Raw genomic sequence first — 22,230 nt, forward strand, 5'->3', positions numbered from 1 at the left:
ATAAAATACATTGATATATGGGCTTAATATATCCTATATAAATTATATAGTTAATTGTTTTTACTCTTCCCAAGTATAAAAAAAAGATAAGAGGAGAGATGAATAAAATAACTAGTACTAAAAAAGTCAAAGCTGTACAGCTTTGACTTTTAAACTAATAAAACCAAGTATTAGTGTCATCGGAGTTAGCTAACCAATGAACTAATGTTGTTAGTGTCAACTATATGTTAATGCAGGCTAATAACTTTTGTCATGAGCCATTTGTTGTGTTCTTTTTTCCATATGGTAATAAACTTACTAGGAATAGATTTGGCATCGGGTTCTTGGTTGTTGAAAAATTTATGATATCCAATCTCCACAGCTCCGTATTGGTGTATAGGATATACCTCAATACTTCCTTTTATTAAAGTACGGGTAACCTTACCACAAATATTCTTTTTAGTAGATGCCACGATATCACTTTTAGAGGTCGATACACCTCCTTTATCATAAAAAAACTCTATGTCATTGCTTAACATATCAGTCTGTGTTTGTATATCACATGTATTGTAAGCATTAAAAAAAATGCTATCCATTTTTACAATTTGATTGTGCAAATTTTACAATTTGATTGTGCAAATCAATATTAACAGGTTTGTAATTTGGAATTTCTTGTACCTGCCCATTCATAGCCCATGATAGCAAGAGCGTGTATAGTAAAGTAACAATTTTCATAAAAAAGCTACCTTTAAAGAAGAAGTCAAATAAATTGTTCATAGTTTTTCAGTTTATGCGTTTACCAAATTTTAAAAGCTAAGCTTTTATCTTCTTCGTTATATTTTCTGGTAAACCCATGTTTACCGTTACCAATTACTATTCCTTTGTAGGTGCTGTTACCATTAAACCCGTCATTACAATCTACTGTTAAAGAGTAGGTTTTAATTTTTCCATCTGGATAAAAATCTGAATCAGAAAAATCAATGTCAATGTTTTTACGATTTTTGAACCAGTCTGCAAGTTTTTCTAACTCTTTTTTAGTTGTTTCTTTTGTAATAATTAACTCAGCTTTTACATCATTTATGGTGCTATCAAATAAAAAACTTACGTCGTTGTCATTGTCAGAGTTCCAATCATCATCGTCATCATCATTATTATTAATGTCTTCTTCATCACAATCTAAACACTCAAAACCTTTAGAAGTCATTTTAAAATGATGATTAGCCATGTCACGATCGTATACATTTTGAATGTTTTTTACATCGTCTAAAAAGTTACGTGATGAACCTTCAAAATACACGGTCGTTTCTTCAGGAATGTATACAATTACTTCAATCTCTTCATCTTTCCAGATGTTTTTGTAATCACTTATAAAGAAGGCATCAAAAACAATGGTATTATTATCACTTTTAAACTTGTATTGAATAGTTTCTGCATTGTTGTTAGCATCGTTTCGCTTTCTTCCTTCCGATGCTTTTTTGATTTCTACATATGCATTACCCGTTTCACTTTTACGAACATCAATATTTACATTGTTAGAATATTTTACTTGTTTATCACCAACAGAAACAGCCAAGGCGTTATTACGATTGCGTAAATTATGGTTGTAATAAATATTATCATCGTTAACTACACGTATTTTTAAAGGTTCTTCTTTGTTGTAGGTTATGCTATGTTTGGTAACACTTGTACCATCGTAAGCATGTGTAGTAGCATATTCAATGCCTGAAAAACCTATAGCTAATAATGATACTAACCAAAGTCCTAGTAAAGTTAAAATAGCCGTAGTACCTAGTTTTTTAATATTAGGAGATAAAATTCGTAACCCTAAAATAAATAATACGATGAATGGTATTCCTATTAAAATAAACAAGAAAGTCATTAATAACCATCTAGGTAAAGTAGAATCGTAGAAAAAAGGTGGGTAATGAACAAATTCACTATCAAAACTTAATATTTCTAAACTACCTACTGAAAATAAGCCTAGCAATAATGATATTATAGTTACTCCAGCAACAAAGATTAATAAAACCCCCATAAATTTACCAAACACTTTGAATACGGCTAGTAAAATTTTACCCATAGTGTCTATAAAATCCTGAAAACCAGATTTAGTTTGGTTGCGTAGTTTTTGATAATCAGCATTAGAAATTTTGTCCGATAAATCATGGGCGCCTTCCTTTACTTTCGATGAAAGGTTTTCAAATTCGTTACGAATTTTTTTTTCAATGTTATCAATATTAACTGCTTCACCTTCCATTTGTAATTTTTCAGAGGTAGTTTTAGCTTCTGGTAGTATAATCCATAAAATGATATATCCTATAATTCCGACACCAAAGCCAGCTAATGTTAAAATAAGGAAAGCTAAACGAATCCAAACAACATCAATATTGAAATAGTGTCCTAGTCCAGAACATACACCGCCTAAAAACTTATCATCACCATCTCTAAACATTTTTTTACTAGAGGTATTTCTATTATAGGTGTAAGAGGTGTTTTCGTTATATGCTTCTTCAGCTTCGGCATAATCTTCAGGTTGTCCCATAATGGCAATAATTTCTTCTATATCACCTTCATTAACTACTTGACGAGCATCGGTAATTCTTTCAGATAATAACTCGCTAATACGAGCTTCAATATCTGCTATGATTTCATTTTTCCCTTGCGGATCATCACTCAAAGAACGCGATATGGCGTCTAAGTATCGTTTTAATTTCTGATAGGCAATTTCATCTATATGGAAGAAAAATCCGCCTAAGTTTATATTTATTGTCTTATTCATCTTTAGTTGATTTTGTACTTGTTACTTGGTTTACTGCGTTTACTAAATTATGCCACGTTTTGTCTAATCCTTTTAAAAACATTCCGCCATTTTCTGTGAGTACGTAATATTTTCTTGGAGGTCCAGAGGTTGATTCTTCCCATCTGTAACTTAATAATCCTGCATTTTTTAAGCGGGTAAGTAACGGATATATGGTTCCTTCAACCACAATCATTTCTGCACTTTTTAGGCTCGAGAGTATTTCAGAGGTATAAGCATCTCCTTTTTGTAAAATAGATAAGATGCAATATTCTAAAACGCCCTTACGCATTTGTGCTTTTGTGTTTTCTATCTTCATGTAATGCGGTTTATAGGTTATTTTATAAATTTTATAGTAAGAGGATAATGATACATTTCTCCTTTGTTAGCTTTCATAGCAGCTATGATTATGAGCGCAACTTTAATTAATGCTACTACGCTTACTAATGATGCAAGTCCAAAAAAACCAAACACCCCATTGTATCCATGATGTCCACCAAAATCGATGTCTATATCATTAAATCCATTAAAAACTCTTCCGAAGAAAAAAGGAATAAAAGAAAGACCTAATATAAAAATGTATAGACTATAACTAATATTAAAGTTAACAGCTTCTTTACCGTGCTCATCTAAAAAGGAGCTTCTTTCTTTTAAGGTTTGCCATAATATTAATGGAGTTATAATACTACCTAACGGAAATAGATACCCTGCAAAAGCAGCAATATGTATTAAAAAAGCATTGGTATTTTGGTTATTATGTTGCATAGTGAAATGATTTATATAATACTTTACATTGCAAATATATATCTTTTATAAGGTATTATGCAATACATGGTACTAAAATTTAACAAAATTTAACATTTACATCAAGTTTAATAATTAAAGAAAAAGCTGTACATTGCCCGTAAATACTGAAAAAATGAAGTTTACACCTAAAAAAATAAATGCTTTTTTATTATTTAAATTACCCTCTGCTTTTTTTACAGGAGTGCGAGTTTCGTCAATAACTGATGATTTCTCTGAGGTAAAAGTTACTCATAGGTGGGTAAATCAAAACCCCTTTAAGTCGATGTTTTGGGCGGTGCAAGGAATGGCATCAGAATTATCGACAGGCATTTTGGTTATGAAAGAAATAGATGCGTCAAATAAAAATATTTCTATGTTGGTTACCAATATGAATGGAACTTTTACTAAAAAAGCGACAGGGAAAATTCGTTTTAAGTGTAATGATGGTAAGTTGATTAGAGAAACCATTCAAAAAGCAATTGAAAAAGGAGAGGGGCAAACTGTAATTGTTACGTCAGAAGGTTTTAATGAAGAAGGTGTTTCTGTTTCAAAGTTTGAATATGAATGGAGTTTAAAGGTTAAAAATTAGTTTGGGAATGAAGTTTAATTATTTTTTTATAATTATAGCACTACTATTTTCTTGTAAGAATGAAGAAAAGAGTAAAAAAGAGAAAGTTGAAACAAAATTTGTAGTTAATAATAAGTTTCAAGAAATACTTGATGTTACAAAATTAGAAGGAGCTATACTAGTTTATGATTTGCATAAAGATGTATATTATTCTAATAATTTTGATTGGTGTAAAACTGGAAGCTTACCAGCGTCAACATTTAAAATACCAAACTCTATCATTGCTTTAGAAACAGGAGTGGTAAAAAATGATAGTGTAATTTTTAAATGGAATGGGGAGTCTAGGCCTCTAAAAGTTTGGGAGCAAGATTTAACATTTAAAGAAGCTTTTCACTATTCATGTGTTCCATGTTACCAAGAGGTAGCTAGAAAAATTGGAGTTGAACGAATGAAATCAAACTTAGCAAAATTGAATTTTGGTTCAATGAATGTAAATGAAACGACTTTAGATAATTTTTGGTTAGAAGGAAAATCAAAGATCAATCAGTTTGAACAGGTTGATTTTTTAAAAAGGCTGTATAATTCTGAATTATTTATTTCTAAGCGAACTGATAGTATTGTTAAAAAGATGATGATAATGTCTAAAAATAATCAGTATGTACTGAGAGGAAAAACTGGTTGGTCTGTTAAAGGTAAAGAAAACAACGGATGGTTTGTTGGGTATGTTTTAGTTAAAAACAATGCTTACTTTTTTGCAACAAATGTAGTTCCAAAAAAGAATTTTAATATGGAGTTTTTTAGTAATGAAAGAAAAGAAGTAACTTTTAAAGCCTTAAAAGAGCTAAAAATATTGCGAGAAAATGAATTGTTTGTAACAAAAAAGTAAAAAACTCTTCTTATAAGTATAAAAACAATAAATTATGAATGCACACGAAATAGATTATCGCATTTTTGGAGAAGAAATGCAGTATGTAGAAATAGAATTAGATCCACAAGAAGGTGTTGTTGCCGAAAGCGGTAGCTTTATGATGATGGATGCTGATGTAAAAATGAATACCATTTTTGGAGATGGTTCGAATCAAGAAAAAGGATTGTTAGGAAAGATTTTTTCAGCGGGAAAAAGAATCTTAACAGGGGAGAGTTTATTTATGACAGTATTTACAAACGATGGACAAGGGAAAAAGCAAGTATCTTTTGCGTCACCATATCCGGGAAAAATAATTCCAATCGATTTAACCGAGTTTGGAGGGAAGTTTATTTGTCAAAAAGATGCTTTTTTATGTGCTGCTAAAGGTGTGTCTATTGGTATAGAGTTTTCAAAACGTTTAGGAAGAGGTTTGTTTGGAGGAGAAGGGTTTATTATGCAAAAAATGGAAGGAGATGGTATTGGTTTTGTTCATGCAGGGGGAACTATGGCAAAAAAGGTTTTACAGCCCGGTGAAGTTTTAAAGGTAGATACAGGTTGTATTGTAGGTTTTACACAAGATGTTGATTATGATATTGAGTTTGTGGGTGGTATAAAAAACACCATTTTTGGAGGTGAAGGATTGTTCTTTGCGAAGCTTAGAGGTCCAGGAACTGTATATATTCAATCGTTACCGTTTAGTCGATTAGCAGGTAGGGTATTAGCAATGGCACCACAAACAGGAAAAGGAGATAGAGGTGAAGGTAGTGTTTTAGGTGGTTTAGGAGATATTTTAGATGGAGATAATAGGTTTTAATAAATAGATAACGTAAACAAAAAAGACCGCTAATTTAATTAACGGTCTTTTTTGTTTAGGAAGGTAAATTTATATTCCTAATTCGTCAAACATATTGATTAAGCGTTCTCCTTCTGATGGAGCAGGAGCGTTAGGGCTTACAATATTACCATCAGGATCAATTAAGATAAATCTTGGTAATCCTTTAATTAGAAAGTTTTGAGCCCAATCTAAATTTAAGTGACTATCACCTGCCATTAACTGTATACCAGTCATTTCTCTGTCAATAATTGTTTGTTTCCATTTTTCGTCATTACCCTTCGCATCAACATTGATACTTACAAACTCAATGTTTTTACCATGGTATTCTTGCTCGAGTCTTTTTAGTAAAGGAATTTCTCTTTTACAGTAAGAACACCAAGTAGCCCAAACATCAATGTATAAATACTTTCCATGGCCTAATAAATCATCTAAAGAAGTTGTACCTCCGTCATAATTTATGTAATTTTTAAACTTAGGAGCTGGTTGCCCTTTTGCTGTAGTTTTTAAAAGGTTATAGTTTTTAGTGATTTCTTTTTTATGAGTTTCATTCGTTGAATATGCCATAAACTTTCTATAAAACTCTTTTAAGTCACTAGTGTATGTTATACTGCTTTCAGCACTATTATATAATAAATCATTTTTAGCAACCGTATCGGTAACTTCAGTTTGAACAGTTTCTAAATACGTTAAAGGGAGATCTTCACCTTCCTTGTTTTTCTCTTTGGCAATTCTTTTAAGTTCAGTTTCTAACATTGCTCTGTAAGAAAAAGAGTTTACATAATCGTCCCCACTGCTATAATTGAATTTATCTAAAGGATCAGGAAAATTTTCTGAGACTTTAAAGTCTTTGTCTCCTGTTAATGTTGCATGAAAATCTTGATAATTAGATAAGTTTCTTAAACATTCATAGTCAATGTTCTTAACCTCTTGCTTTAAAAACTCAGCAGGTAATTGTTTAGAGATAGAAAGTTCTGTTAAAGCATCCTTGTATTCCTCTGTTTTACTTAAAAACTCTTCTTCATCTAAAGCAAAGTACTTATTAGCACTTACAATGATGTCTGCCCATGTTTTTTGTTTATCAATAAAGTAGTTATTTATTTGGGTATTTGTACCTTCAAAATTTATAATATCAGCGTTATCATAGTTAAAAACGATACCTGTATCATCAGTTTTTGTTAAGTATAGATTAATCAGCTTTCGGTTGCAAATTAAAGTGTAATAACCATCTCTATCAATTTTTAAGGTATCAAGAAAAGAATCAGTCTTTTTGTCAAACTTAATTTTTTTCTCAAATCTAAAGCCAGTTAAAGTGATATTACTCTTCTTTAAGTTTTCAATTTTACCCGAGAAAACTAAATAGTCTTTCACAGGTTTTTCTTTCTTACATGAAATTATGGTAACTCCTATGAGGGCTAAAAGTAATAGTTTTTTCATTGTTTAGTGTTTAGTAAATAATGGTGTTTAAGGCGTCGAAGTTAGTTTTTTTAAGCTTTTTATCAAAGAAATTAACATTTTATTTGGACTAATTACTTTTTTAAATAAGAAATCCCCTAGAAATTTTATCTTTTTTTAGTTCTTTGTAGGTTTTTAAAAGGTAAAAATGAATATTGCATATGTAATAAAATCACAGTCAATAGGTTTAGAAAATATTCATTGTGTTGCTAGATAAAAACTTTCTGTATTAGAATAATCAAAAATATATTACAATATAACCTTTATTTTAATAAAAATATTATTTCTTGGTTTTATGTAAATATTGTTTTAACTAAGAGTAGTTTCTTAAGAATAGATGGTTTATATAATTATATTGTGAGGTATTAATAGTGCCCTTTAGATAAAGTATAAAAAAAGTCCCAAGCATGCATGCTTAGGACTTTTTTTTATTGATCTTCATCTATTTCTGTACGAGACTCTTCAGGTTTTTCACCTTTTTCTATTTTAATGACGAGTTTTTTGTCATCTTCCTTTAAATCCATAAAAATTGTATCGCCTTCATCAAGTTTAGAACTTACAATTTCTTCAGCTAATGCATCTTCAATGTATTTTTGAATAGCTCTTTTTAAAGGACGTGCACCATATTGTTTATCAAAACCTTTATCAGCAATATAGTCTTTAGCCTTTTCGCTTAAGTTTAATTTATAACCTAAATCGTCAATACGTTTTAATAATTTGTCTAATTCAATATCAATGATTTTATGAATATCTTCACGCTCTAGTGAGTTAAAGATAACAATATCATCAATACGGTTTAAGAATTCAGGAGCAAATGACTTTTTTAAAGCACCTTCAATAATACCCTTTGCGTGCGCATCTTCTTGCTCTTTTTTTGAAGCAGTTCCGAAACCTACACCACCACCAAAATCTTTTAGTTTTCTAGCTCCAATGTTTGAAGTCATAATAATAATGGTATTCCTAAAATCAATTTTACGACCTAAGCTATCTGTTATATGTCCGTCATCTAATACTTGTAAAAGCATATTAAAGACATCTGGATGTGCTTTTTCAATTTCATCTAATAAGATAACAGAGTATGGTTTACGACGTACTTTTTCGGTTAATTGTCCGCCTTCTTCGTAACCAACATATCCTGGAGGTGCTCCAATTAAACGAGAAATAGCAAACTTCTCCATGTATTCACTCATGTCAATTCTAATTAAAGAATCGTCAGAGTCGAATAACTCACGTGCTAATACTTTTGCTAATTGCGTTTTACCCACACCTGTTGAGCCTAAAAAGATGAAAGATCCAATAGGTTTGTTAGGGTCTTTTAATCCAACACGATTACGCTGAATAGCTTTTACAACCTTAGTAACAGCATTATCTTGGCCAATTACTTTACCTTTAATTAACTGAGGCAACTCTGCTAAACGATTACTTTCAGCTTCAGCAACACGGTTTACAGGAATACCAGTCATCATCGATACCACTTCGGCAACATTGTCTTCGGTAACAGTTTCTCTGTGTAACTTAGAGTCTTCTTCCCATTGCTGTTGAGCAGACTCTAAAGCTGTTTCAATATTTTTTTCATCATCACGAAGTTTTGCAGCTTCCTCATACTTTTGTCCGCTTACCGCTTTGGTTTTGCGCCCTCTAATTTCTTCAAGTTTAGCTTCTAGTTCCAAAATTTGTTGAGGAACAACAATATTTGTTATATGAATCCTTGATCCAGCTTCGTCTAAGGCGTCAATAGCTTTGTCCGGTAAAAAACGATCAGTCATATAACGATTGGTTAATTTTACACAGGCCTCAATGGCTTCGTCAGTAAAAGAAACATGATGATGCGCTTCGTATTTACCTTTAATATTATGTAAAATTTGAATGGTTTCTTCAACTGTTGTTGGATCTACAATTACTTTTTGAAAACGGCGCTCTAGAGCGCCATCTTTTTCAATATTCGTTCTATATTCATCCAAAGTTGTAGCTCCAATACATTGAATTTCTCCCCTAGCTAACGCAGGCTTTAACATATTTGAAGCGTCTAAAGAACCAGTAGCACCACCAGCACCAACTATCGTATGAATCTCATCTATAAATAAAATGATATCATCATTCTTTTCAAGTTCGTTCATCAATGCTTTCATACGTTCTTCAAACTGACCTCTATATTTTGTTCCAGCAACAAGGCTGGCTAAATCTAGAGAAACAATACGTTTGTCGAATAAGATTCGAGAAACCTTTCTGTTTACAATGCGTAGTGCTAATCCTTCTGCAATAGCAGATTTACCAACACCAGGTTCACCTATAAGCATTGGGTTGTTCTTTTTTCGTCTACTTAAAATTTGAGAAACTCGCTCAATTTCTTTTAAACGACCAACAACAGGATCTAATTTTCCAGCAATAGCTAATGCTGTTAAGTCACGTCCAAAATTATCTAAAACAGGAGTTTTAGATTTTTTTACTTGTTTTCCTTTTTGTGATTGCTGTCCAAAAGGATTTGATTTTTCATCTGCAAATTCATCATCCGATGGAGTTTCTCCTATGGGTGAAATAAAAGTATCATCATCTACATGTAGTTCTTTGTACAAGTTTTTAGCTTGTTCATAATCTACATCGTATTTTTGAAGTAGCTTCGTTGTAGGGTCATTCTCGTTACGCAAAATACAAAGCAGTAAATGTGCAGTGTCTATTGCGCTACTTTGATATAATTTAGCTTCTAAAAACGTTGTTTTTATAGCTTTTTCAGCTTGTCTAGTAAGGTGTAAGCTTTTTCTTTGAGGGCTTGTTATAGATGGAGTTGAGGGATTTAACTTCTCTAGTTTGTTGCGTACTAAATTTAAATCAACATCAAAAGTTGTTAATATTTCGATGGCTTTTCCGTCACCTTTTCTAATCAAACCTAACAAAAGATGTTCAGTTCCAATAAAGTCATGTCCTAATCTTAAGGCTTCCTCTTTACTGAAAGTAATAACATCTCTTACCTGTGGTGAAAAATTATCGTCCATAAATTTATTTCTTATCTCTGTAAAGTTAGTAAGTTTTTTTCTTAAAAATTACAAAAAAGATGCCAATAGTTTTTTTTTGACATAAAGACGAGTAAAAAACAGGTTCTTTTAATATTTAAAACTAAAAAAAAATGTTAATAAATAAGCTTAAAAAGTGGATATTTTTTTGTGTAAAACTGAGGGTTGTAGTATCTTGCAATGTTTTAGAAAATGCAGAGAATTAGAAAGCATTTTGCAAGTGAGTTTTATCGAGTGTAAAATTCACTTTTTTGACGAAAATAAGTACTAATATTTTAAAAGAAAATATATGGCAGATGGCGAAAAGTTGATACCTATCAACATTGAAGAGCAAATGAAGTCCGCATACATTGACTACTCAATGTCGGTGATAGTATCTAGAGCATTACCAGATGTTAGAGATGGTCTAAAACCAGTGCATAGAAGAGTATTGTTTGGTATGCACGAATTAGGAATTAAAGCTACTGGAGCATATAAAAAATCTGCAAGAATTGTAGGAGAGGTGCTAGGTAAGTATCACCCACATGGAGATACTTCTGTTTATGATTCTATGGTACGTATGGCGCAAGACTGGAGTGTACGTTACATGATGGTTGATGGACAAGGTAACTTTGGTTCGGTAGATGGAGATAGTCCTGCAGCAATGCGTTATACAGAGGTTCGTATGCAGAAAATATCAGAAGAAATGCTATCTGATATTGAAAAAGATACAGTAGATCATAAGTTAAACTTTGATGATACATTACATGAACCAACCGTATTACCAACAAGAGTTCCTAACTTATTAGTAAATGGGGCATCAGGTATTGCAGTAGGTATGGCAACTAATATGGCACCACACAATTTAACAGAAGTTATTAGTGGTACTATTGCGTACATAGACAATCGTGATATTGAAATTGATGAGTTAATGCAACACATCAAAGCACCTGACTTTCCTACTGGAGGAATTATTTACGGATATGATGGTGTAAGAGATGCTTTTCATACAGGTCGTGGTCGTATTGTAATGCGCGCCAAAGCTACAATTGAAGAAGTAAAAGGTCGTGAGTGTATTATAGTAACAGAGATACCTTATCAAGTAAACAAAGCAGAAATGATTAAGAAAACTGCTGACTTGGTAAATGATAAGAAATTAGAAGGTATTGCTAGTATTCGTGATGAATCTGACCGTAAAGGAATGCGTATCGTTTATGTATTAAAACGAGATGCGATTCCTAATATTGTTTTAAATAAGTTATTTAAATACACACAATTACAAACATCGTTTAGTGTAAATAATATTGCACTAGTAAAAGGTCGCCCAGAACAATTAAACTTAAAGCAACTAATTCACTACTTCGTAGAACACAGACACGAGGTGATTGTTCGTAGAACAGAATTTGAATTAAAGAAAGCTGAAGCTCGAGCACATATTTTAGAAGGGCTAATTATTGCTTCTGATAATATTGATGAAGTAATTGCAATTATTAGAGGCTCTGCTAATGCAGATGAAGCCCGTGAAAAGTTAATGGAACGCTTTGAATTAACTGAAATTCAAGCACGTGCCATTGTAGAGATGCGTTTACGTCAATTAACAGGACTAGAGCAAGATAAATTAAGAGCAGAGTACAATGAAATTATCAAAACTATTGAAGATTTAAAAGATATTCTTGCAAATGAGTCAAGACGTTACGATATTATAAAAGAAGAGTTACTTCATATTAAAGAAAAATACGGAGATGAGCGTCGTTCAGTAATTGAATATGCAGGCGGAGACATGCGCATCGAAGATATGATTCCTAACTCTAAAGTAGTAGTAACAATTTCGCATGCTGGATACGTAAAACGTACAAATTTAGATGAATACAAGGTTCAGAATAGAGGAGGACGTGGACAAAAAGGAGCAACTACTCGTAGCGAAGACTTCTTAGAACATTTGTTTGTTGGTACGAACCATCAATATATGTTGTTCTTTACGCAAAAAGGAAAAGTATTTTGGATGCGCGTATACGAAGTTCCAGAAGGAGGAAAAAACACTAAAGGTAGAGCAATTCAAAACCTAATAAATATTGAACAAGACGATAAAGTAAAAGCCTTTTTGGTAACAGGTGATTTAAAAGATGAAGATTACATCAATAACCATTATGTTATTATGGCTACAAAACGTGGTCAAGTTAAGAAAACACCTTTAGAGCAATACTCTCGTCCAAGAGCCAATGGTATTAATGCTATAACCATTAAAGAAGGAGATGAGTTGTTAGAAGCTAAATTAACTACGGGAGATAGCCAAGTAATGTTAGCGCTTAAATCAGGAAAAGCAATTCGTTTCGAAGAAGAGAAAACCCGACCAATGGGTAGAACAGCGTCAGGAGTTCGTGGTATTACTTTGGCTCATAAAAACGATGAGGTGATTGGTATGGTTGCTGTAAATAATGCTGAGAGTGATATCTTAGTGGTTTCTGAAAAAGGATATGGAAAACGTTCTAGTTTAGAGGATTACCGTATTACAAACCGTGGAGGTAAAGGGGTTAAAACATTGAATATCTCAGAAAAAACAGGTAGCTTAGTCGCTATTAAAAATGTTGATGACTCTAATGACTTGATGATTATTAACAAATCAGGTTTAACCATTAGAATGGCAGTAGAAGACTTAAGAGTAATGGGTAGGGCAACTCAAGGTGTTAAGTTAATTAATATTAAAGATAATGATGATATTGCTGCAGTAGCAAAAGTTATGCATGAAGAAGACGAAGAAGAAAATGGCACGGAAATTGAAAATGATACGAATGAAAGTCAAGAACAACAATAAATAAATCATAATTAAAAATGAAAAAACAAATCTTAGCCCTTTCTTTAGGATTAATGTCGTTAGGGGCAGTGGCTCAAAAATCAGAACTTAAAGCTGCAGAGAAAGCTATAAAAAAACAAGATTTTACTACAGCATTAAAAACACTTAATTCAATTGAGGGGTCTTTAATGATGAGTGCAGAAGATAAATATAAGTCTAAATTTTATTTCTTAAAGGGTAAAACATTAGCTGCTCAAAAAGATTATAGAAAAGCAGGAGAGGCTTTTCATGCACTATTAGCAATGAAAGAAAATAAATATGGTGATGAAGTACAACCTATTTTAAATCAAATGATTCAAGAGGTTTCAAAAAAAGCAGTTGATTTATATAACAATAAAAAAGACTACAAAAATGCTGCAGATGACTTCTATTTAACATATGTGTTAAGCCCTACTGATACTTCGTTTGCTTATAACGCAGCAATTTCAGCTACTCAAGCAAAAGATTATGATAAGGCAATTGAGTATTACAAAGAGTTACAAAAAATAGGTTATACAGGAATTGAAAAGCAATATGTAGCTACTGATAAAACCACAGGTAAAGTAGAAAGCTTTGGTAAAGATAAAGCGAGAAGAGACTTAATGATTAAGTCAGGTAGCTATGTAAAGCCTGAAGTGAAAACTACAGACTCTAAAACAGCTACCATAGTTAAGAATATTGCTTTAATTTTAAAAGAACAAGGAAAAACAGAGGAGGCTATTGATGCTCTAGCTGAAGCAAGAAAAGCAAATCCAAAAGACTTAAACTTATTACTAAACGAAGCAGATATGTATGTGAAGTTAGGTAAAATGGATAGGTTTGGAGATTTAATGAGTGAAGCTGTAGCATTAGATCCAGAAAACCCAACGTTATACTACAACTTAGGAGTAGTAAACTTTAACCAAGGAAGAATGGACGATGCTAAAAAGTACTATACTAAAGCTGTAGAATTAAAACCTGATTATGCTGATGCTTATATGAACTTAGCAGTAGTAGTTTTAGATCAAGAAAAAGCTATTGTAGAAGAAATGAATAAAAATTTATCAAACTTTAAGAAGTATGATGAATTAGCAGCTAAACAAAAAGAGGTATATAAAGAAGCTATTCCGTTTTTAGAAAAAGCTGATAGTTTAAGTAGAAGTGTTGAGACTGTAAAGACTTTAATGAATTTACACGAAGTTTTAGAGAATACTGAAAAAGCGTCTGAGTACAGAGAATTATATCAATCAATGAAATAAGAATTTAGTTATTCAAGTATAAAAAAAACCGAAACTTTAAAGTTTCGGTTTTTTTTATGTTGTAACGTTAAGTTGATTAATCAACTAAACGCTTAATAACCCTAAGTTTATGAGTGTGTTGTTGTGTATCAACATTATAAATTCCACTATGGTCTAATTTGTCAACACGAACTTTGCCATGAGCGTGTATAATATTGTAGTCATTCATAATAATTCCAACATGGGTAATAACACCTTCTTCATTATCAAAAAAAGCTAAATCACCAGGTTCACTCTCTTCAATAAAGCTCAATACTTCGCCTTGTGTGGCTTGTTGTTTAGCATCACGAAGTAAGTTGTGTCCACACAATTTATATACAGTTTGCGTAAAACCAGAACAATCGATTCCAAAAGGAGATTTACCACCCCATAAATAAGGAACATTTAAAAATAAAAAGGCAGTTTCTATTATCGCAGATTTTGCTAATTTACTATTGCATACTTTACCCTCATATAAAAAAGAAGTGTTGTTAATATTAATTTTATTATTTTTAAATAAAGGAAGACGAGCACCCATAGGAATAGTAGTTAAATTACTATTATTATCGGTAATAAAATCAATTAACTCGCCTGCATAGTGTTTTTTTTCTTTTGATAAAAGAGTATGTATTTCTTCTGAAATTTCTTCATATTGTTTATTGTCTATATATCCTTCATAGCTATCAAAAGCTAAACGAATTTTACTCCATTTTTTAGATTTTTCTAAAACATCAAAGTGTTCACCAAAAATAACCTGATTAACCATTTCTGAAGCATCAGAAGGCTCTAATCGAAGAGGAACAATACTTAAATTACAAATTCCAAAAGACATCTACTAGTTGGGGCTTTTAAAACAATTAAACTCTTTCAATAACCATTGCACTAGCACCACCACCACCATTACAAATTCCAGCAGCACCAATTTTAGCGTTGTTTTGTTTTAAAATTGAAGTTAACGCAATAATAATTCTCGCTCCAGAAACCCCTAATGGATGTCCTAAAGAAACGGCACCACCATTTACATTTACTTTATCAGCTGATAATCCTAAAATCTTCATATTTGCTAAACCAACTACAGAAAAAGCTTCGTTTAACTCAAAATAATCAACATCATTAATATCAATTCCAGCTTTAGTTAAGGCTTTAGGTAAGGCTTTTGCAGGAGCTGTTGTAAACCACTTTGGTTCGTGAGCAGCATCCGCATATCCTCTAATTTTAGCTAATGGAGTTAATCCTAATTCAGCCGCTTTTTCGGTAGACATTAATACGAGTGCAGCTCCACCATCATTAATAGTAGAAGCATTCGCAGCAGTTACGGTACCTTCTTTTGTAAATGCAGCGCGTAAAGCAGGAATTTTTTCCATTTTTACATTTTTGTACTCTTCATCTTCAGAAAACAGAATAGGTTCACCACGACGTTGAGGTATTTCTACGGGAACAATTTCATCTGCAAATTTACCTTCACTCCAAGCTTTTGAAGAACGATTGTACGATTCAATAGCAAAAGCATCTTGATCTTCTCTTGAAAACTCATATTCTACAGCACATTCGTCAGCACAAACACCCATAGCTACTTGTTCATAAGCATCAACTAATCCATCTTTCTGCATCCCGTCTTCCATTTTAATAGGACCGAATTTAGAACCTGTTCTAGCGTGTTGGTAATGAGGAATCATACTCATGTTTTCCATACCACCAGCTACTACAATTTCAGCATCACCTAAAGCAATTGTTTGAGCCGCTAACATGATAGATTTCATTCCTGAAGAACAAACTTTGTTTACAGTAGTACATGGAACAGTATCTGGTATTCCTGCAAAAATTGCAGCTTGACGTGCTGGTGCTTGACCTAAACCTGCTGAAACTACATTACCCATAAAAACCTCTTCAACCATTTCTGGTTGTAAGTTAATTTTATCTAAAGCTCCCTTAATTGCTACAGCACCTAATTTTGGTGCAGGTGTAGTTGATAAAGTTCCTAAAAAACTACCAATAGGAGTTCTTGCAACCGATACTATTACTACTTCTTTCATGTGCTACTATTTATTAAATTTTATTAAGCCCAAAACTCATTGTAATTAAAATAATAAATTTATATAAACTCTCTTCAGTTATTTTACTACAAAAATTCTTATATATTGGGTAAATTGTATTAAGATTTGTTTTGCGAAAATAACCATTTTATAATAAGTACTCAAATAATAGAGAAAGGTTATATTTACATTTTATAAACATCAAAAATGAATGATTTAATCAATAAACTGTATAAAAATAATACAATAATATACAAAGCATTATTATTTTTAATTGCAGTAATAGCTATTGTGTATTTATTTCCAAAAAGCGGGCAGTTTAAGTACGATTTCCCACAAGGAAAACCTTGGCAATATGATAATTTATACGCTCCTTTTGATTTTGCTATTCAAAAAACACCAGAAGAAATAGCTGACGAAAAAAAAGAATTAGCATCTAGTTCTAAGAAATATTTTGAGGTTGATACATCAGTCAAAAACCAAGTATTACGTTCGTTTACAGAGGAGGTTACAAACCTTGACTCTTTATCGGTAAGTGCTTCTAGAGATATTATAAAAAAAGGAGAAAAACTTATAAGTAAGATATACTTGTATGGTTTTTTAGATGACGCTAGTAATGATAAAGCAAATAGAGGAGATATGGTAGTGCTTCGAAAAGGAAATTCTATAGATGATGTTCCGTTTTCAAGACTACTACAATCAAAAGATATTTTAAACTTTTTACAAACCAATACAAAGGGACTTCCATATTACAAAAAACGAATACTTATAAACTACTTATCGAGTAACTTACGCTCAAATGTAACATACGATTATAAATACAGTGAAAAAGAGCTAAATGAACGTTTACAAAGTATTTCTTATGCAAAAGGAAAAGTATCAAAAGGTGAATTAATTATTCTAAAAGGAGATATTGTTGAAGGTAAAAAATACAACGTTTTAAAGTCTTATGAAGTAGCATCAAGTTCAAGAATTTGGACTAAGTCTAATTACAATTGGATAGTTTTTGGGTATACAATCTTAGTAGCTTTAGCATTGCTAATGTTATTACTGTTTCTAGAAAGGTATCGATTTGAAATATTTAACGATAATAACAAAGTAACATTTATTTTCTTTAATGTTTTTTTAATGATTTTTGTACAAACCATGGTAGTAAAGTACAATTCTGATTATTTGTATGTTGTTCCGTTAAGTATTTTGCCAATAGTACTCAAAGCTTTTTTCGATGCTCGTCTTGGGTTGTTTACCCATGTGTTAACAGTATTGCTACTAGGGTTTATTGTACCTAATAGTTTTGAGTTTATATACCTACACATTATTGCAGGAATTGTAACTATTTTAACTGTTTCTGAGTTGTACAAACGAGCTAGTTTATTTATGTCGATAGGACAAATTACCTTAATTTATATGATAACCTATCTTGCTTTTTCTATTTTAAAAGAAGGGAATGCAGATAAAATAAATTGGATGTATTTTGGATTATTTGCAGCCAACGGATTATTATCGTTTTTAGCCGTGTTTTTTATCTACTTCTATGAAAAACTTTTTGGGTTGGTTTCAGATGTAACCTTATTAGAACTTTCTAACACAAATTCAAAACTATTAAGAGATTTAAACGAAAAAGCACCAGGCACTTTTCAACACTCTATGCAAGTAGCTAATTTAGCTGAAGCAGCAGCGAATGAAATAGGAGCAAACTCTATGTTGGTAAGAACAGGAGCATTGTATCATGATATTGGTAAAATGGTAAATCCGATGTATTTTACAGAGAATCAATCTACAGGCGTGAACCCACATAATGATTTGTTACCAGAAGATAGTGCACGTATAATTTTAGATCACGTAATAAACGGAATTGAATTAGCCAAGAAAAATAAACTACCTGATAGAATTATAGATTTTATTAGAACACATCACGGTACAAGTATTACCTATTACTTTTATAAAAAAGAACAAAAAGAAAACCCAAACGTCGATATAAAAAAGTTTCAATATGAAGGGCCAATCCCATTTTCAAAAGAAACTGCTATTTTAATGATGTGTGATGCCGCTGAGGCAGCTTCTAAGAGCCTAAAAAGTCCAACAGCACAATCTATAGATGATTTAATTGATCGTATTGTAGACAAGCAAAAAAACGATAATCAGTTCATAAATTCAGATATAACTTTTAGAGAAATAGAAAAAATAAAAAAAATTATTAAGAATAAGTTAATGAATATCTACCACTTACGAGTTGAGTACCCAGAATAGGTAATTTTTTTATTAAAAAAGTTTGTAGAAACGTATATATAGTTATACATTTGCACTCGCAATTTTTAGTTCACGCTTCGGCAAGAATTAAAGGAGAGGTGGCAGAGTGGTAATGCAGCAGCCTGCTAAGCTGTCATCCTTAGGGATGCCCGGGTTCGAATCCCGGTCTCTCCGCAAAAAAGTTGTAGATGACACTAATCGGGGTGTAGCGTAGCCCGGTCATCGCGCCTGCTTTGGGAGCAGGAGGTCGCAGGTTCGAATCCTGCCACCCCGACACTGTTTTCGTAGAAACATTAAAACTACGGGCTCGTAGCTCAGCTGGATAGAGCACCTCCCTTCTAAGGAGGCGGTCATAGGTTCGAATCCTATCGGGCTCACTTAAAACCTCAGTATATACTGAGGTTTTTTTGTGCTTATATTTTTACCTTTGTAAAAATTACGTGTTTTTAAACTATATTTATTTCATAAAAAACAAATGAGATTCTGTTTAAACTTTTATTTTGAAAAGGAAGAATAGGCTTTTGAAAAAAATGAACTAAAGTCAAACAAGCGTAAAATTTTATTTGTTAGAAAAAAAGAAGGCTCTTTTAGAAGAGCTATTGTTTTCATCGCTAACCGATAAAAGTTTAACACTCCAAAGGGTTAAGAATATATTATTGGAAGAATCAGAGCTTCCTTCTAAAAATCATGACTTTTACTTTTTTTTATTAAACAAAAACAACGGTCAGCACCTATTTAAGAAAGTATAGAGCCATATATAACGAGTATCTCTACATAATCAGTGATATTGCTTAGGAGGTACTTTGATCTGTAAAGACAATCGTTTGGTTATCACCTATTGCAGATTGTAGCATATCATCTGTTTAATCAGTCTTATGATTTGTTAAGGCCTTAGCCTTAAGGTATCTACATTGCTCTTCTACTTTTGCTATATCAATGTCTTTTAAAACAGTACTCTCAGTCGTTACCATAATATTAGATTTGGTTTTACAGCCACGACCAGTTTTTTGTGTATTATGAGTTTGTTATGAAGCTTCTATAGTGAAGTAACCTTCATCTATTTCTATCATTCCCTCCAAAGTATATCTACCATCACGATGCCCCATTGCTTTACGAAGTTTATGAACCATTGCTCATACAGCTTCATAACGTTTTAACCCTAATTGACGTTGTATCTCCTAGTTCTTATTCTTAAAAATCATTTTCACGCTAGATTATTTGTTTCGTACTCATTACAAACTTTTTTGTACTCATTTCTTTTTTTAACTAAATATCAATCAATTAAGAATTTTTAATTCTGTATTTTTAGGCTACAATAGCCACTAAATTCACAAATTATCATACTAAGTTTAATGTGTAACTTTATCTTTATTAGAAGTATTGTATTTGTTTTTTTGAGTTGTAGTTTGTATTCACAATCAAATGATATTCAGATTTCATTACCTACAAAACTATACCCAGAAGAACAGGCAAAAATTAACACCTATTTAAATAGAGTTGATTCAATTAGTTCGACTGAAAAAAAGGGTATATTATATCTAAGTATCTATGACGTGTACTTGAAAAGTATTTATTATTTCAATGATCCTAAAATAGATAGTATTATTTATTATGCTGATAAGCACAAGTCAATTTAAAAGAATCTACAAAATATAAAAGTCAGTATTTACAAAGTATCAGTAATTTTGGTGCTGCATTGGTTGAAGCACACAATATAACAAATGCTTTAAATTATTTCAATAAAAGTATCTCCTTAATTGAATCTTCCACTAATCCTGTAATTTTTTTTATCATAAGACAAGGTGTCCCGTCCTGAAGTAAGTTGATACAAAATCAACTTACTTATGAATTATTTAGAAGAAAAAAGAAGAAACGTACTCAATTGTAGGCTTCCAGAAAAAGGGAAGCCTACAATTACATAAAATTCACTTAATTAAAAAGCATTGTACTATTGTATAATGTTTTTAAAAAAACTAAAAGCTGTTAATAAGAAAAAGTGTTAAAAAATTATAATTAAGGAAGGAGATAGAGTAATATATGAGTAAAACCTGTCTTTTATGATATTTTATTAATTACATGTTAAGGATTATTATATGGTATTAATAAGAATATATTTAAATTAAGAATAACTTTGTCGTAGGTCATATTTAGTTTATGATGGTTGAATAATAAAGTAATATAAAGAATATGATGGAAGGGTAATTGAGTAATATTTAATGCTTACTTATTTCTAACATCATTGTTGAGGGGCTAAGAGCATCCTTTAGTTAAGGGATGCTCTTTTTTATTAATAAGACCTAAAAGAATTAAAGACTGTTTGTTTGAAAAGCAGTAAATTGAAGAGAGTAAATTTAATTAGAAAGTATTATTTCATCAAGTGAATAAAATTTAAAAAATCGAGGGTTTAAACCCCCGATTTTTTTTGATTAACTGTCTTGTCCTGAAATAACGTTACACTAAAAATAAAGTGTAATGAAGAGTAAACATAAAAAGCGTACACAAAAAAACTACTCCTTAAGTCTAAAGCTAGGAATTGTACAAGAAATAGAGTAAAGTTTTTTATCAATATCTCAAGCTACTAAGAAGTACAGTAACTTTAAAAGAGAAAATCAAAGTTATATGTCAGATAATAAAACACCACAACAATGTATTTTTGGAATTATAAGAGCAAGTTAAGCTGTTGAGAAAGCAAACAAAATACTTGTTATTTCTAAACGTAATTATACCGTTACAACCAACTCTTATCATCTTTTAAAAAGCATAAAATTCTTATTTAAACAAGTTCTATTACCCAACCAGAACAAGTATGGGTAGCTAGCTGATATTACTTATGTAGGAAACAGATAAATATCTTTAATAATAAATGCTAATTCTGATAAAAACAGAAAACATCCTCAAAAATAGTTAATATATCATTCTGATAGAGGGTTACAATATTGTAGTGATAGCTATCAATATACATTATATAAAAACAACATAGAGTGTAATATGACAGAGCGGTATGACCCTTGTAAAAATGCAAATGCAGAATGGGTTAAAGGTATTTTAAAGCAGGAATTTTTAATCAATGCAAAAAATAGTGGCTTAAAGTATTGATATTTAAATCCTAATTAAAAAGAAATGATTGATTACTTCTTTTAGAAAGATGAAAGGTTTTGAATAAATGAAAACCTTTCATCTTTAATTATCTAAAGTTTTCTCCAAACATTTGTTGAATGATTTAAACCATCACCAATATCGTCTGTTGGTAGTATATAAGCAGCAATTGGTAGTGTAGCATTTGTTTTATTACCTTTGTATAATTTGAATAAAATATCATCTATGAAAGGAGTTAGAAAATGATTATTTATACTCCCCTTAACCCCTGCAGCTTTAAATACAACTAAAGGAGTATCATGCCTTCCTGTAAACTCAACAACAGGATCTCCAGATCTATAAAAATTAATAACGTTTGAAAAACGCATTGTAGTACTAAACAATTTTATAGTTGAATCTACTAGTTTAGTGGCAGGTCCTGAAAACACCCTTGCATTTATATTAAATCTAACTG

At 31.4% G+C, this 22,230-nt stretch carries 16 protein-coding genes, 3 tRNA genes and 2 pseudogenes; 10 read left to right on the forward strand and 11 right to left on the reverse strand.

Annotation, left to right across the window (positions count from 1 at the left end):
* Positions 1 to 227 precede the first annotated feature (227 nt).
* From ACKTSW_RS12015 to ACKTSW_RS12035, 5 genes are read right to left on the reverse strand one after another with little or no spacing between them, the layout of a single operon-like run.
* On the reverse strand, positions 228 to 575 hold the full coding sequence (locus ACKTSW_RS12015; RefSeq protein WP_408025493.1) for a nuclear transport factor 2 family protein: 348 nt from the start codon (positions 573 to 575) through the stop codon (positions 228 to 230).
* Positions 568 to 756, reverse strand: a complete 189-nt coding sequence (locus tag ACKTSW_RS12020) for a hypothetical protein (RefSeq protein WP_408025494.1) — start codon at positions 754 to 756, stop codon at positions 568 to 570. Before ACKTSW_RS12020 ends, ACKTSW_RS12015 begins: the two co-directional genes overlap by 8 nt.
* Before the next feature lie 19 nt (positions 757 to 775).
* The gene (locus tag ACKTSW_RS12025) at positions 776 to 2,758 is read right to left on the reverse strand and encodes a PspC domain-containing protein (RefSeq protein ID WP_408025495.1); all 1,983 of its coding nucleotides are present in this window, start codon (positions 2,756 to 2,758) and stop codon (positions 776 to 778) included.
* The gene (locus tag ACKTSW_RS12030; protein ID WP_408025496.1) at positions 2,751 to 3,095 is read right to left on the reverse strand and encodes a PadR family transcriptional regulator; all 345 of its coding nucleotides are present in this window, start codon (positions 3,093 to 3,095) and stop codon (positions 2,751 to 2,753) included. Before ACKTSW_RS12030 ends, ACKTSW_RS12025 begins: the two co-directional genes overlap by 8 nt.
* A gap of 17 nt (positions 3,096 to 3,112) precedes the next feature.
* A complete protein-coding gene (locus ACKTSW_RS12035) occupies positions 3,113 to 3,541 on the reverse strand; it encodes a DUF4870 domain-containing protein (RefSeq protein ID WP_408025497.1) in 429 nt (142 codons plus the stop codon).
* A 154-nt stretch (positions 3,542 to 3,695) separates the two neighbouring features.
* Here ACKTSW_RS12035 and ACKTSW_RS12040 point away from each other — a divergent pair, with 154 nt between their 5' ends.
* The 3 genes from ACKTSW_RS12040 to ACKTSW_RS12050 are packed head-to-tail and all read left to right on the forward strand — an operon-like array spanning position 3,696 to position 5,851.
* Complete coding sequence (locus tag ACKTSW_RS12040) at positions 3,696 to 4,151, forward strand: DUF4442 domain-containing protein (protein WP_408025498.1); 456 nt, start codon at positions 3,696 to 3,698, stop codon at positions 4,149 to 4,151.
* A 7-nt stretch (positions 4,152 to 4,158) separates the two neighbouring features.
* A complete protein-coding gene (gene blaOXA / locus ACKTSW_RS12045; protein WP_408025499.1) occupies positions 4,159 to 5,016 on the forward strand; it encodes a class D beta-lactamase in 858 nt (285 codons plus the stop codon).
* Positions 5,017 to 5,050: 34 nt separating this feature from the next.
* A complete protein-coding gene (locus ACKTSW_RS12050; RefSeq protein WP_099216379.1) occupies positions 5,051 to 5,851 on the forward strand; it encodes a TIGR00266 family protein in 801 nt (266 codons plus the stop codon).
* 69 nt (positions 5,852 to 5,920) lie between these two features.
* On the opposite strand, the gene ACKTSW_RS12055 is transcribed toward ACKTSW_RS12050, so the two are convergent.
* Complete coding sequence (locus ACKTSW_RS12055; RefSeq protein ID WP_408025500.1) at positions 5,921 to 7,306, reverse strand: TlpA family protein disulfide reductase; 1,386 nt, start codon at positions 7,304 to 7,306, stop codon at positions 5,921 to 5,923.
* Positions 7,307 to 7,752: 446 nt separating this feature from the next.
* Positions 7,753 to 10,314 (reverse strand): ATP-dependent Clp protease ATP-binding subunit, encoded by a 2,562-nt coding sequence (locus ACKTSW_RS12060; protein WP_408025501.1) that lies wholly within the window; start codon positions 10,312 to 10,314, stop codon positions 7,753 to 7,755.
* 307 nt (positions 10,315 to 10,621) lie between these two features.
* On the opposite strand from ACKTSW_RS12060, the gene gyrA reads away from it, so the two are divergent.
* Both gyrA and ACKTSW_RS12070 read left to right on the forward strand, forming a co-directional pair.
* Positions 10,622 to 13,123 carry a DNA gyrase subunit A gene (gene gyrA / locus ACKTSW_RS12065; protein WP_408025502.1) on the forward strand — a complete coding sequence of 834 codons (2,502 nt, stop codon included), beginning with the start codon at positions 10,622 to 10,624 and terminating at the stop codon, positions 13,121 to 13,123.
* A 17-nt stretch (positions 13,124 to 13,140) separates the two neighbouring features.
* The gene (locus ACKTSW_RS12070) at positions 13,141 to 14,379 is read left to right on the forward strand and encodes a tetratricopeptide repeat protein (RefSeq protein WP_408025503.1); all 1,239 of its coding nucleotides are present in this window, start codon (positions 13,141 to 13,143) and stop codon (positions 14,377 to 14,379) included.
* 76 nt (positions 14,380 to 14,455) lie between these two features.
* On the opposite strand, the gene ACKTSW_RS12075 is transcribed toward ACKTSW_RS12070, so the two are convergent.
* Together ACKTSW_RS12075 and ACKTSW_RS12080 are read right to left on the reverse strand one after the other, a co-directional pair.
* A complete protein-coding gene (locus tag ACKTSW_RS12075) occupies positions 14,456 to 15,229 on the reverse strand; it encodes a C40 family peptidase (RefSeq protein ID WP_408025504.1) in 774 nt (257 codons plus the stop codon).
* A gap of 25 nt (positions 15,230 to 15,254) precedes the next feature.
* Positions 15,255 to 16,430 carry an acetyl-CoA C-acyltransferase gene (locus ACKTSW_RS12080; protein WP_408025505.1) on the reverse strand — a complete coding sequence of 392 codons (1,176 nt, stop codon included), beginning with the start codon at positions 16,428 to 16,430 and terminating at the stop codon, positions 15,255 to 15,257.
* Between the two features lie 207 nt (positions 16,431 to 16,637).
* On the opposite strand from ACKTSW_RS12080, the gene ACKTSW_RS12085 reads away from it, so the two are divergent.
* The 4 genes from ACKTSW_RS12085 (at position 16,638) to ACKTSW_RS12100 (ending at position 19,057) form a co-directional block, all read left to right on the forward strand.
* The gene (locus ACKTSW_RS12085) at positions 16,638 to 18,680 is read left to right on the forward strand and encodes an HD family phosphohydrolase (RefSeq protein ID WP_408025506.1); all 2,043 of its coding nucleotides are present in this window, start codon (positions 16,638 to 16,640) and stop codon (positions 18,678 to 18,680) included.
* A 92-nt stretch (positions 18,681 to 18,772) separates the two neighbouring features.
* Positions 18,773 to 18,854, forward strand: a tRNA-Ser gene (locus ACKTSW_RS12090).
* A gap of 25 nt (positions 18,855 to 18,879) precedes the next feature.
* Positions 18,880 to 18,954 (forward strand) — tRNA-Pro (locus tag ACKTSW_RS12095).
* A 29-nt stretch (positions 18,955 to 18,983) separates the two neighbouring features.
* Positions 18,984 to 19,057: transfer RNA gene (locus ACKTSW_RS12100), tRNA-Arg, on the forward strand.
* Between the two features lie 388 nt (positions 19,058 to 19,445).
* Here ACKTSW_RS12100 and ACKTSW_RS12105 read toward each other — a convergent pair.
* Positions 19,446 to 19,858 (reverse strand): annotated as a pseudogene (locus tag ACKTSW_RS12105) (IS1595 family transposase); the annotation flags it as partial.
* A gap of 1,729 nt (positions 19,859 to 21,587) precedes the next feature.
* On the opposite strand from ACKTSW_RS12105, the pseudogene ACKTSW_RS12110 reads away from it, so the two are divergent.
* Positions 21,588 to 21,746, forward strand: a pseudogene (locus ACKTSW_RS12110) (IS3 family transposase); the annotation flags it as partial.
* Between the two features lie 122 nt (positions 21,747 to 21,868).
* Here the strand turns inward: ACKTSW_RS12110 and ACKTSW_RS12115 are convergent.
* Positions 21,869 to 22,230, reverse strand: a 362-nt coding sequence (locus ACKTSW_RS12115) for a hypothetical protein (RefSeq protein WP_408025507.1), incomplete at its 5' end; no start/stop codon positions are given.

The sequence above is a fragment of the Tenacibaculum sediminilitoris genome (assembly GCF_964513795.1).
In the GTDB taxonomy this organism is placed as follows: Bacteria; Bacteroidota; Bacteroidia; order Flavobacteriales; family Flavobacteriaceae; genus Polaribacter; species Polaribacter sediminilitoris.